8 protein-coding genes are annotated in these 13,319 nt (G+C 48.7%); all 8 read left to right on the top strand.

The window, feature by feature from the left end; translation table 11 throughout:
- Window positions 1–139 precede the first annotated feature (139 nt).
- The 8 genes from BUQ89_RS04165 to BUQ89_RS04130 all read left to right on the top strand — a co-directional run bounded on the left by BUQ89_RS04165 (window position 140) and on the right by BUQ89_RS04130 (window position 13,287).
- Window positions 140–4,777 (top strand): rhamnan synthesis F family protein, encoded by a 4,638-nt coding sequence (locus BUQ89_RS04165; protein WP_051537482.1) that lies wholly within the window; start codon window positions 140–142, stop codon window positions 4,775–4,777.
- Between the two features lie 75 nt (window positions 4,778–4,852).
- Window positions 4,853–5,860, top strand: a complete 1,008-nt coding sequence (locus BUQ89_RS04160) for a glycosyltransferase family 2 protein (protein ID WP_051537481.1) — start codon at window positions 4,853–4,855, stop codon at window positions 5,858–5,860.
- 143 nt (window positions 5,861–6,003) lie between these two features.
- Window positions 6,004–6,945: a glycosyltransferase family 2 protein gene (locus BUQ89_RS04155; protein ID WP_028460685.1), complete on the top strand. Its 942-nt coding sequence runs from the start codon at window positions 6,004–6,006 to the stop codon at window positions 6,943–6,945.
- Window positions 6,938–7,825, top strand: a complete 888-nt coding sequence (locus tag BUQ89_RS04150; protein WP_028460684.1) for an NAD-dependent epimerase/dehydratase family protein — start codon at window positions 6,938–6,940, stop codon at window positions 7,823–7,825. Before BUQ89_RS04155 ends, BUQ89_RS04150 begins: the two co-directional genes overlap by 8 nt.
- The gene (locus BUQ89_RS04145) at window positions 7,825–8,619 is read left to right on the top strand and encodes a Crp/Fnr family transcriptional regulator (RefSeq protein ID WP_218146720.1); all 795 of its coding nucleotides are present in this window, start codon (window positions 7,825–7,827) and stop codon (window positions 8,617–8,619) included. Before BUQ89_RS04150 ends, BUQ89_RS04145 begins: the two co-directional genes overlap by 1 nt.
- 110 nt (window positions 8,620–8,729) lie before the next feature.
- The gene (locus BUQ89_RS04140; RefSeq protein WP_028460683.1) at window positions 8,730–10,511 is read left to right on the top strand and encodes a type I secretion system permease/ATPase; all 1,782 of its coding nucleotides are present in this window, start codon (window positions 8,730–8,732) and stop codon (window positions 10,509–10,511) included.
- Window positions 10,512–10,582: 71 nt separating this feature from the next.
- Window positions 10,583–11,935: an HlyD family type I secretion periplasmic adaptor subunit gene (locus BUQ89_RS04135; RefSeq protein WP_028460682.1), complete on the top strand. Its 1,353-nt coding sequence runs from the start codon at window positions 10,583–10,585 to the stop codon at window positions 11,933–11,935.
- A 5-nt stretch (window positions 11,936–11,940) separates the two neighbouring features.
- The gene (locus tag BUQ89_RS04130) at window positions 11,941–13,287 is read left to right on the top strand and encodes a TolC family outer membrane protein (RefSeq protein ID WP_028460681.1); all 1,347 of its coding nucleotides are present in this window, start codon (window positions 11,941–11,943) and stop codon (window positions 13,285–13,287) included.
- Window positions 13,288–13,319: the final 32 nt, after the last annotated feature.

Below are 13,319 nucleotides of genomic sequence, written 5' to 3'. Positions count from 1 at the left end.
ATTATCGATACGGATAGCTTGGCCGGATATGCTGTTTCATTCACATCAATCAGACTAATCGACCTAAAATAAGCCATCATTGTCTTAAGAATGAACAAAGATAGTACCTATATAAGATTAACTGCTTAGAGAGAAATTATTGGAAAACTTGCTTGTTCCGTACCAAGCTGTAAATCAGATTCCCTGTACCCGCGCGCTCATATTTGCCCCTCATCCAGATGATGAGGTATTCGGCTGTGGCGGAGCCATTTTACATCATATCGAACGCGGCATCCCTGTCGGTGTGATTATCCTATCCGATGGTGCTTATGGCATCAGTGATGAGAAGGTGGCTGACTACACGTTGCAACGTCAAAATGAAAGCCGCGCCGCCGCGGCTGTGCTCGGCTATGGCACCCCCATTTTCTGGCAGTACCGCGACCGGGAGATCCGTTATAGCGAAAAACTGATACAAAAAATAATGACGACCATCACGGAGGCAGGCGCCGATCTAGTCTACGCGCCCTCAGTTTTTGAAATGCACCCGGATCATCGTGCGCTGGGTATGGTTGTGGTCGAAGCCGTTCGCAGATTCGGCCGAACCGTGCGTCTGGCATTATATGAAATTGGCATACCGCTGCATCCGAATCTATTATTGGATATCAGCGCCCTGGCGGCACGCAAGTTAACCGCCATGGAATGCTTTAAATCACAGAACACCATACAGCGCTACGATCTGGATATTGCGGCTCTCAATCGCTATCGTACTTATACCTTACCGGCCACTGTTACAGCCGCAGAAGCCTATATATTGGTTACGGCCGAGAATCTGCTGCATGATCCATTCAAGCTTTATCAGTCAGAACATGTACGCCAGAAGGCATTAGGCCTGACCCTGGATAACCGTGACACCTCACTGGTCAGCGTCATTATTCGCAGCATGGATCGCCCTACGCTATCAGATGCGCTCGATTCTGTCGCCTTACAGACTTATGCCAACATTGAAGTCGTCGTCGTCAATGCCAAAGGTATCGATCATGGCGCACTGAACAAATGGTGTGGTCCTTTTCCGCTACGACTCGTTAGCCAGGACGAACCGTTAAATCGCAGTCAGGCAGCAAACATCGGGTTGCAATCAGCCCGGGGTGACTATCTGATTTTTCTGGATGATGATGATTTATTTTACCCTGAACACATTACCGCGCTGGTTACCGCCCTGCAAAACCACCCGGATACACACTGTGCTTATGCGGGCGTACGCGTAGAACACTATATTGATGGGCAATTAGAAACGCTGGCTGAATTTAATGAGCCCTTTGATCTCCATCGACTCTGGGGAAGAAACTTTATCCCCATGCATGCCATGTTGTTCGCACATTCCCTGGTCACTGAGCATTGCTGCTTTGATGAAACGCTCGCGCTATTCGAAGACTGGGATTTCTGGCTCCAACTATCACAGCACAGCAAAATTATGCATGTGAATAAGATCAGTGCTGTTTACCGCAATCATGGCCATTCCGGCTTGGGATTAAAACAAGACTCCGATCTGTTACGCAAATCGAGGGGCCAGATCTATGACAAATGGAAAGCAATTTTAACGGGTGCGCAATTAGATGACCTGATTGAGTACAGAGAAACGCTGATCGCAAATTTACGGAATCAATCAACCGAGCTTCATGACCGTTTAACAGAAAGCCACAACCAGTTGATGGAGACCCGCAGTCAGTTAGCAACACTGCATGAACAACTGAGGCAAGATGACAATCGTATCACGACCTTGCAAGAACAACGCAATCAACTCTTACATGATATCAGCGCCAGTCGGACGCGGGAAAAGTCACTACGTGCAACGATAGATGATCTCGTACATTCAACATCCTGGCGAATATCGGCTCCTTTACGGTTTTTAGCACGCATCGTGCGCGGGCAGCATCGCGAAGCATTCACCGGAGTGCAACGCCGATTTAAACCATTTTTAAAGGCACTCTATTGGTATCTGCCTGCACGCTGGCGCAATCGCTTGCTCACCTGCGCCTATCGAACAGCCGGTCCTCTTTTTACGGGTATGCCGCACTATGAGAGCTGGCGTACAGGCGCACACAATTCAGCCGCACAATTCCTGGCAACACCGGAAGGTCAGCTGACCGGCATGATTGATCTGGCGAATGTTATGCCCCTGGCACAGGCACCAGCGGGAAATATTGCCATCCATGCCCATATTTTCTATGCTGATTTGGCAACGGAACTTGCAAAGTTGCTACACCATATGCCATTCCCTTATGATTTGTTTGTCTCCGTGCCGGATGAAAAAACCGATAATCTGTGCCGAAAAACCTTTTCCGGTTTGCCACGATTAAGAGCACTGCGGGTGACCATTGTGGCCAATCGCGGGCGTGATATCGCACCATTTTTCTCTACTTTGGGTGAAGCATTACAGCAGTATGATTATATCGCACATATTCATAGCAAAAAATCACTTTATAATCAAGGGGCTACTAATGGCTGGCGAGAATACTTGCTGTCAAATCTGTTCGGCAGTGAAACACAGATTCGGAAGATTTTTACGCTGCTGACACATGAAGATAAGATAGGACTGGTGTATCCTCAGAATTTCTCGGGTTTGCCCTATTCCGCTTCTACTTGGCTCTCAAACCGTGCGCTGGGACGAGCCTGGTGCCAGCGCCTGGGCATCACCCCTATTCCTGCAGGTTATTTCGATTATCCGGCAGGATCCATGTTCTGGGCCCGTTCGGAAGCGCTACAACCGCTGTTCAAGGCGGGTATAAAAATAGAAGACTTCCCAGAGGAGGCCGGTCAGACTGATGCAACCCTGGCGCATTGCTTAGAACGCCTGCTGGTTCTGGTCAGCAGACACGCAGGATACAACTCACTGATACTTCGGGATGTCCAGTCAGATAGCTGGTCCCGATGGCGCTTTGAACAATATCTGGCCCGCCGGCAGGACCATATTCAGACCATGCTGGCCGATCCAACCTTACGCGTCGTTGTCTTCGATATTTTCGACACGCTCCTCATTCGCCCGCTACTCAACCCAGAAGATATTAAATCGATTATTGCGCGACACGCAGACGAGACATCCGGCAAACTGTATCTTAAATGGCGCGCGACAGCGGAGGCCCATGCCCGTCAAAAGGCCGGCCGGGATATTGGTCTGGATGCGATTTTTAAGGAGCTGTCGATTCTCTCTGAATTGCCCGCCGAAACGATAGCGCAATTACGCCATCTTGAGGAAACGATCGAGCTGGAAGCCGTCATGCCAAGGCCAGAAGTCATTGCATTATTCAATCTCGCGCTGCAACTGGATAAACAGGTCATACTCGCCAGTGATATGTATCTACCCAGATCAACGATAGAAACTATGCTAAACAACCATGCTATTACCGGCTGGCGCACTTTCTATCTTTCCTCAGATACGGGCCTGCGCAAGGATACCGGTGATCTTTATCAACATATTCTCACTCAGGAACAGGTAGCGCCGGATGAGATTCTGGTTATCGGCGACAATGAACACTCGGATGTGCAGATACCCTACGATATCGGAATGCGCATATGGCATGTACTCCGGCCGGTTGAACTGGCGCGCGCCATTCCTCGCTTAAGCCCATTAATCGAGCGCGCATTACATCAAGATCATCTGAATACACAGCTCACTTTGGGCATGATTGTACAAGCCAATTTTCAACCCTTATTCTTCCCTCGCTTTGATCCAGCGGATCTCGTTCCCGCCACACCCTGGGCAATCGGATATACTGTCGCCGGACCATTGGTTCTCTCTTTTGTTCAATGGCTGGCGGCCAAAGCATCAGCCGATGGCATGCAATGCCTGTATTTTCTCGCACGCGAAGGACAGATACTTAAACTGGTTTACGATCGCTGGGTCGCTAACGATACTCAGGCCATTGCATCGGATTATCTTGTGCTCTCACGGCGTACCGTCACGGTTCCCATGATCTCGAATCTGGATGATATCCTTGAAATTGCGCGCGTTCGGTATTTCCCCAATTCTTTATCCGAATTTATACACGAGCGTTATGGGGTGACCCTATCACACGCGGAATGCGCGGAACTGGCGCAGCAAAAACTTTGGCCAGAGCATAAACTGGTCACCGTTGAAGATCAGGATATTCACCATCTTGTACCGGTCTTAGGGGCGCTCGAAGCACGTATTCTGGCCCAGGCACAGGCGGAACGCCCCGGCCTGCTCGCTTATTTACAGCAGCTGGGTCTCAATACAATCAGCGCACCGGCAATTGTCGACATTGGATACGCAGCGACCATCCAGGGGCGTCTCAACCGTTTAATGAATAAGGCCATACACGGCTATTATCTGGTGACAGAAGAACGTGCACAGACGATAGCCACACAATATAACGTTATTGCACAAGGCTGCTTCGGTCATTACGTTAATGCTTTCGAACAGCCGCCGACCATACTCAAACAAAGTTTTTCGCTGGAGAAGCTACTCAGTGCGGATGATGCACAAATCATTTGCTACCGGTTAGAAAACACTGACAAAATTATTCCTGAATTTCGCCATTTAAGCGATGCAGAACATCAAGCGATGGCCACGCGTGCAGAAATACGACGCGGCATCATGGATTTTGTAGATCAGTCTATTGCCGTCAGGGATAAGCTACTCCACGATTTTGAGGTTCCACCCGATGTTGCGAACACATTGTTTGAAGCATTTATCGAGCATCCTTCTCAATCGGAACAGAACATTCTGGGTGCATTAACGCTGGATGACTATTATTGCGGTCGCGGCCTGGTGAGTTAATTGGCAATAACACAAGCAATGTAATCACAGCAAGCCCTCTTTTTTCTGTTTCTTATAGCGATAGCGCGCGTATTTATGACACATCCTTTTTTCTCAATTGTCATCGTCAACTATAACGCCGGCATCATGCTCGCCAATGTAATCACCGCGTTATCAAAACAAACCTACTCGCATTTTGAGGTCGTCATCATCGACAATCATAGTGCGGATGAATCCTGGCGCATTGCCACTAATGCGCCCTTTCCCTGTCGCCTGGTGCGTCTGCAGCATAATATCGGTTTTGCGGCCGCAAATAACCTCGCCATCGCGCACCATATTCAGAGCGACTGGGTATTTTTACTCAACCCGGACGCTTATCCTGAACCAGAATGTCTTCAGATAATCGCGGATAGCATCCTACGGATACCCGATGTCGACTGCTTTGCGTGTACCTTAATTGACGCCAACCACCCGGCACAACTGGATGGAATCGGTGATACTTATCATGTCTCCGGGCTTCATTGGCGCTGTAGTCATGGCGCGCAGCACTCAGCCATTCCCGAAAAACCCATCGAGATCTTCTCGGCTTGCGCCGCCGCAGCCTTGTATCGCACTGCCACTTTTCGCCAACTAGACGGCTTTGATGAAACCTATTTTGCTTATTCCGAAGATGTCGATCTGGGCTTCCGTTTGCGTTTGGCAGGCGGAACCAGCCTGTTATTGCCCGATGCCAGGGTACATCATGTGGGTTCCGGCATTACCGGCCGATCGAGTGATTTCTCCATCTATCACGGACACCGCAATCTTACCTGGACTTTTATCAAGAATGTGCCGACACCGCTGATGTTTCTTCTACTGCCGATTCATTTGGTTATGACGCTTTATATGGGGCTGTCTTTTGCTACTTCCGGCCACCTCAGTCTCTATGCCCGGGCGAAATGGGATGCACTCAGACAGTTAGGCCCTCGATTGGCACAACGCAAAAAAAATCAGCGCCAGCGGGTCTGCTCCTGCCTTGATCTGCTACGCATGATGTCCTGGCTACCCCGCGGTTTTCTGACAACGGCTAAAAAACGCACACACACAGAAGACCGAGTGCCTTAGCTTCCAAAATAGGTAACTTCATGGAAAAGCAATCGCGGCAGGCTTTTCTTCTGACAGCAGGAATAGACATGATTATTGGATAAAAACAAACAGTCTGATATCTTGTCCAATTCAGCACGATATATCTGGAATATTTGCCTGTTATGCGTATTACATGGAAAAACTGCTTCAATACTGAAAAGCAAGCTTACTTGCCCGTATCCGTTGTGATCGTCAATCATAATGCCGGGCTGTTATTAATTACCTGCATTCAAGCTGCACTCAGACAAGCCGCTCAGATCATCGTTGTTGATAATGCATCGTCCGATGCAAGCCTGGCTGCATTAAGCAGCCATTTTTCTGCAGAAAGCCGCCTGACAGTGATCCGCAATACTCATAACGCTGGTTTTGCTGCGGGCTGCAATCAAGGATTGCACGTAGCCACGGCGCCTTATATTTTGTTCCTTAATCCGGATTGCATCCTTGCAGAAAACACACTCAAGCACCTGCTTCGCGTGCTTGAATCCGACCCATGCATCGGTATGACAGGTGGAAGACTCATCAATCCGGATGGCACCGAACAGGGTGGCGGACGGCGCGCGATTCCAACACCGTGGCGTTCTTTCGTACGTGCCTTTGGTTTATACCGTTTGGGGAAATATTGGCCGCGTCTGTTTCCTGACTTTCATTTACATCAACAGTCCCTGCCTCGCACACCCATTGAAGTAGAAGCCATTTCGGGCGCATTGATGCTGACACGACAGACCACCATCAGGGAAATCGGCCTCTGGGATGAGCATTATTTTCTTCATTGTGAGGATCTCGATTGGTGCATGCGTTTCAGACAAAAGAACTGGAAGATCTACTTTGTACCCGATGCGCCCGCCTTGCATTATCAGGGTACCTGTAGTCGCACACGTCCGTTTTTTGTTGCCTGGCACAAACACAAGGGCATGTTGCGCTTTTACCAGAAATTCTTCCGTCATCAATACCCCGGATTATTAATGTGGCTAGTCGCATGGGGTATATGGCTGCGCTTCGGCGGCCTGGTCCTGCTTTATGGCGTTCGACACCTCTATCAGCAGCTCAGAACAAAACATGCTTGAACGGCAGGCAGGCGTACTCGGTGCCACGAGTCTGGTGGGCGAATGCTTATTGCGTCAATTGGCACAAGATAAATGGCGGGTGACCGCTTTTTCGCGCCGTCCGGTTACACAATCCCATGCTCAAATTAGCTGGCGACAACTGGATAGTCCTGCTCAAATCAGGGCTCATTCTGGCCCGCACAAGAAAATCGCCATGTGGCTTTGTATCGCGCCAATTTGGATATTACCAGCCTATTTCAGTCTATTACTCGCGCACGGTGCACGACGCATTATCGTATTGTCATCTACCAGTCGTTTTACCAAAAATAATTCTCCTGATCCAGGCGAACAGGCAATAGCGCAGCGCCTGGCAGATAATGAAACGCAGCTTAGCAGCTGGGCGGCTGCCAATGAGATAGAATGGATCATTCTACGCCCCACACTGATTTATGGTTATGGACGTGATAAAAATATCACCGAAATAGCCCGTTTTATTCGTCGTTTTGGTTTTTTCCCGTTGCTGGGAACCGCTCACGGATTACGTCAGCCCATCCATGCCGAAGACGTGGCGGCAGCCTGTTTAGCAGCACTCACTGCGCACCATGTGAGCAATCGGGCTTATAATCTTACAGGCTTGGAAAAGCTCAGTTATCGCGACATGGTGCAGCGGATCTTTACTGCATTGGGCCAACGCCCCCGTCTATTGACTGTGTCCCCTTATTTCTTTCAACTGGCAATAAAAGGGTTACGCTGGTTACCCCGCTATCGACATTGGACACCCGCAATGGCAGAGAGAATGAATACCGATCTGGTGTTTGATGATTCTGATACGAGACGAGATCTGCATTTTTCCCCCCGACCACTTAATCTCACGATCAAAGAGCTGATCACCAGAAGCTGATGACAGAACAGGATAAAAAATTACTCGTTTCGATGGGGAATGACGCGACATCACCCCCATCACAGGATAAGTCGGTTATTCCCGTGCAGGCCGGAAATAAAGTAAATATCACGATTAATCTGCGTCATATTCCACTACTGGAAAAATTGTCTCCCGACGAAATGAATCAGATTAAAAAGGAATTGAGTCTTCGATATTATGCACGGCGAGAAATGATTATCAAAAAAGATGCCCAAGGTGACAATCTGTTATTTCTGTTATCGGGCAGACTGCAGGCCATTGAATTAACCGATGAAGGAAGAGCTATCGGATTAAGTCTATTGTCACCCGGTGATTTTTTTGGCGAAACCGCACTGATTAATCAATCATCATATACGGCCTCGGTCGTGGCTTTAAGCAAGGCATTGGTCGCCTTTCTACCCGGGAAAATAGCGTTGCACCTCTTCACGCATTCACCTTCGGTCGCCCACCAGATTCAGTCTCATCTGGCAAAAAAAGTACAGCGCGATCATAAATTCCGTGCTTTGCTCAGTATTAATAATACAGCCAAACGTATTCTCGGTTTCCTGGTGCTCATGAAACAGAAGACTACTGAAAAACAGGAATCAGTAGAAAATCTGCCCACTCATCAGGAAATTGCAAACATGATCAACACCAGTCGTGAAACGGTCACCAGAACATTGCTGGCGTTGGCACATCAAGGCATTATTCGCAAGGATGCACACCGTCTGATTATTGTAAATCCGGAAGCATTAAAGAAGCTGGTAAAAAGCCCGGAAAAGCCTGAAAATTAATCAGGATGCAAGTAAATATGTGACACACATCACATTCTGATGTATCCTCTGCTCAAACTTATTTTCAGGAATTGCTTGTCTCCACATTCAGCAACCCACTATTCTTCCAGATGAAATCGAAATTTAAAATTCCTAAAAATGAAATTGCGCAGACGTTAACCAGCTTTAAACATGCTTTTCGCACAGTCGGCGTTTTCAGCGCGGTGATTAACATGCTGATGCTCATGCCTGCCATCTATATGCTGCAATTGTATGACAGCGTCATAACCAGCCGCAATGAAATGACCCTGCTGATGCTGACACTGATCATGCTGGGCGCTTATATTTTCATGGGTGCGCTGGAATTTGTGCGTAGCTTCGTGCTCATTCGTATCGGGGCACAGCTCGATGTCAAACTGAATAAACGGGTTTATACCGCCGCTTTTGAAGAAAGCCTGAAACGAGGCGGGGGTAATGCGGGACAGGCATTAAAGGATTTAACCAATTTACGCCAATTCCTTACCGGAAATGCACTGTTTGCTTTCTTTGATGCTCCCTGGTTTCCCATTTATCTGCTAGTCATCTTCATGTTTCATCCCTGGCTGGGCACTTTTGCTTTATGCGGCACAGCCATTTTGATCACACTTGCTTACGTCAACGAAAAAATCTCACATAAGCCTTTGACAGAAGCCAGTTCGATGGCCGTTGCATCAACGACACTGGCCACTAACAATTTACGTAATGCCGAAGTCATTGAAGCCATGGGAATGTTGCCCAATCTGCAAACACGCTGGTATCAATTACACAGTCGCTTCCTGAACCTTCAGGCCGATGCGAGTGAAAAAGCCGGCATTGTTGGCGCCATTACAAAATTCACTTCGGTTTCGTTACAATCCCTTGTGCTGGGACTGGGCGCTTTATTGGTTCTGGATGACATCATTTCACCCGGCATGATGATTGCCGCTTCCATTCTGATGGGCAAGGCACTGGCACCCGTACAGCAACTGATCAGCACATGGAAACAACTTGGCAGTACGCGCAGCGCTTATGAGCGCCTGACCCAACTACTGGAAGACAATCCTGCCCGTGAGCCCGGAATGACATTGCCCAAGCCAAAGGGGGCTATTTCAGTTGAGAATGTAACCGCGGCACCACCCGGTGTTTCGGTGCCGGTCATCAAGGGACTCAATTTCTCACTGGCCCCAGGTGACGTATTGGGCATCATCGGTCCCAGTGGATCCGGGAAATCAACACTGGCACGCTTACTGGTCGGCGTATGGCCCGCTGCAAATGGCAAGGTGCGCCTGGATGGCGCTGATATCTATATGTGGAACAAGGATGAATTAGGACCACACGTTGGCTATCTCCCGCAGGATATCGAATTATTCAGTGGCACAATTACAGAGAATATTGCCCGTTTTGGTGAGATTGATTCAGAAAAAACCATTCAGGCATCCCAGCTAGCCGGCGTACATCAAATGATTCTGAATATGCCCAAAGGTTATGACACGGTGCTGGGCGATGGCGGCGCAGGACTCTCCGGTGGACAAAAACAGCGTATCGGACTGGCCCGTGCCCTATATGGCGATCCGTCATTGATCGTATTGGACGAACCCAATTCAAATTTGGACGATGTCGGCGAACAAGCGCTCCTGGCAGCCATTGTGGAGTTACGCCAACACGGCAAAACCATTATATTAATTACGCATCGAACCAACATCATTAGCGTCACCAGCAAACTGTTATTGTTGCGAGAGGGCATGGCGCAGATGTTTGGCCCCAGCGATCAGGTATTAGCCGCATTAGCGAAACAACAACAGCAGGCTCTTCAGGAAAAACAAGCCGCTAAAAAAGAAACAACGCAGCAGCAGGCCATTCAAACCGTAAATATAGCTGGCCAGAAAACCCCGTAAATATTGATATACAACCGCCCTGCACGGCCAACATGAATTGAAACAGTGCGGGTAATCGAACAGGAATGATCATGAAGCTTTTGGCTAATGAAACAGAAACCCGTATGGATAAGTCACCAGCTGACATAGCCAGTCAGGTGAAGACCGATGAAACCATACACACCCGGCTTGGCTGGTGGATTGTGCTGGCTGGCGTGGGCGGCTTCTTATTATGGGCTTTTCTTGCGCCACTGGATAAAGGGGTTCCTCTCTCTGGCACAGTGACTGTCGCCAGTAACCGCAAGGCGGTACAGCATCAAACCGGGGGCATTATTGACCGTATTTTAGTCAAAGAAGGAGAGCGCGTTAGTGCCGGCCAGGTATTACTGCAAATGAATGATATTCAAGTCAGGGCGCAAGCGGAAATTACGCGCAGCCAGCTTTATGCTGCCCGAGCCATAGAAGCCAGGCTACTCGCTGAACGGGATGAAAAAGATGAAATAGCGTTTCCAGCGGCATTATTAATGCTCCAGGATGACCCCCGTATCGCAGGCAATCTGCTCATACAGAAACAATTATTTATATCACGCAAATTGTCAATACGGCACGAACTGGCCGCTCTTGACGAAAATGCCGCTGGCTTAAAAGTGCAGCTACAGGGCCTTCAGGCATCCCAGACGAGTAAGCAGCAGCAGCTACAGTTTTTGGATGAACAGCTGCGCGGTTTGCGCGATCTGGCCAAAGATGGCTTTGTGCCACGCAGTCGTCTATTAGAGCTAGAGCGCGCCGCGGCTCAATTAAATAGCGAAATTTCTACCGATATCGGCAACATTGGTCGCATTCAACGCCAGATAGCAGAATATAAACAGCATCGTATTTATCGACAGCAAGAGTATCAGAAAGAAATCCGGCAGCAATTATCCGATATTCAGCGCGAGGCGGAGGGACTGAATAGCCGACTGATGAGCCAGGATTTCGAATTAGCCAACGTCCTCGTTAAAGCACCGGTTGACGGCATTGTGGTGGGGATGAATGTCTTCACGCAGGGCGGCGTCGTAGGACCCGGCTTTCTTCTGATGGATATCGTCCCAAGCGAAGATATGCTGGTCATCACCGGAAAGGTACCGGTTCACCTGATCGACAAGGTTCACACGGACCTGCCAGTGGATTTAATTTTCTCTGCCTTTAATCAAAACAAAACACCGCATATCCCCGGTATTGTCACCCGGGTATCTGCTGATCGTCTGACTGATGAGCGTACCGGCGACCCTTACTATAATCTGGAAGCCAAGGTAACACCGGAAGGAGTTGAGCAGCTTGCCAAGCTTGAAGTACGGGCAGGTATGCCAGTCGATGTTTTTATTAGAACTGGCGAACGCTCATTAATCAGCTATCTGCTTAAACCTATCCTGGATCGCATGCATTCATCCATGAGTGAAGAATAACCGTGATGTCATTCACCCGTAACAGACTTTTAAGCCTGCCGTTAATTGTCCTGCTTTTACAGACTGGCCATGCCCAGGCCCTTGGCCTGCTGGATGCGTATGAAGCAGCCCTGAAAAATGATGCCACTTATCAGTCAGCGATACATGAGAATGAGGCAGGCCAGCAAGCAGCTGAAATTGGTCTCGCCGGTTTATTACCTAATTTATCAATCAGCCATACTCAGAGTAAAAACACCGGAACGCGTACGATTACCGGAACAGCAAATTCGGCGGGTGCGCAGCCATTAAATTTCGATAGCCAGATCAGTACATTGTCCTTGCGTCAACCGCTGCTTAATCTGGAAGCGGTGGCTGGCTATCGTCAGGGAATAGCACAGGCGAATTCCAGTCAGGCCAAATTTACCGGTCACAGCCAACAACTGTTGGTGCGGTTGGTGGAAACCTATATGGAAGTCCTACTCGCACAAAATCATTTGCAACTCGTTCAGACGCAACATGATGCACTCGCAGAATTAAAACTGGTCAATGAACACATGTTACAAAAAGGAGAAGGGACCACGACTGATGTACTGGAAACACAATCCAAATACGCACTCGCGCAAGCGCAAATTATTGAAGCCCAGGATGAATTAGAAGTTTCACGCCTCAGATTGGCAAGCATCATCGGAGAAGAAGTCACACAACTGGATCGCTTGTCAGATCACTTTCAGATACAAGCCATACAGCTACCCGATTATGACAACTGGCAAGCACTCGCACTAGACCGCAACGCTGAACTTGTCACCCAGCGTCATACCGTCATGTCCGAAAAAGAGCAGATCAGAAAAAGCCACTCTGGGCATGCCCCGCGCATTGACTTGGTCGCCAGTCTGAGCAGGAATAAATCCGCCTCATTTGTTACAGCCAACCAGGACGTCAATCTGGCTACCATCGGAGTCGAAGTTAATATTCCTTTATATGCAGGCGGACGCGTCAGCGCTATTACCAGCCAGGCAACAGCAAATCATGCGCGTGCCGAAGCCGATTTAGATGCCATGACCCATAATGTGCTGGTTGAGCTGCGCAAGCAATACAAACTCATATCGAGTAGCGTCAGAAGAATAGCCTCATTGGAGCTGGCCGTTGAATCTGCTCGTTTACTCGTTCAAGCCACTCAGAAAAGCATCCAGGGCGGGGTACGTATTAACCTGGATTTGCTGAATGCACAGCAACAGTTATTTACCGCACAAGGGGATCTCGCACAGGCAAGGTACAATTACTTACTCGCCTATTTACGTTTACAGCTCACCGCGGGCACGCTGGTTCTGGATGATCTACGGAAAATTGCAACGTATTTTACTTCGGAAAACTAAAATAATCAGTATAGTAAAGACCGCTGCATAAC

Source organism: Nitrosomonas cryotolerans ATCC 49181, assembly GCF_900143275.1.
GTDB classification, from domain to species: Bacteria; Pseudomonadota; Gammaproteobacteria; order Burkholderiales; family Nitrosomonadaceae; genus Nitrosomonas; species Nitrosomonas cryotolerans.
The sequence above is the reverse complement of the archived record's forward strand: the minus strand, read 5'-3'. Positions and strand labels throughout refer to the sequence as shown.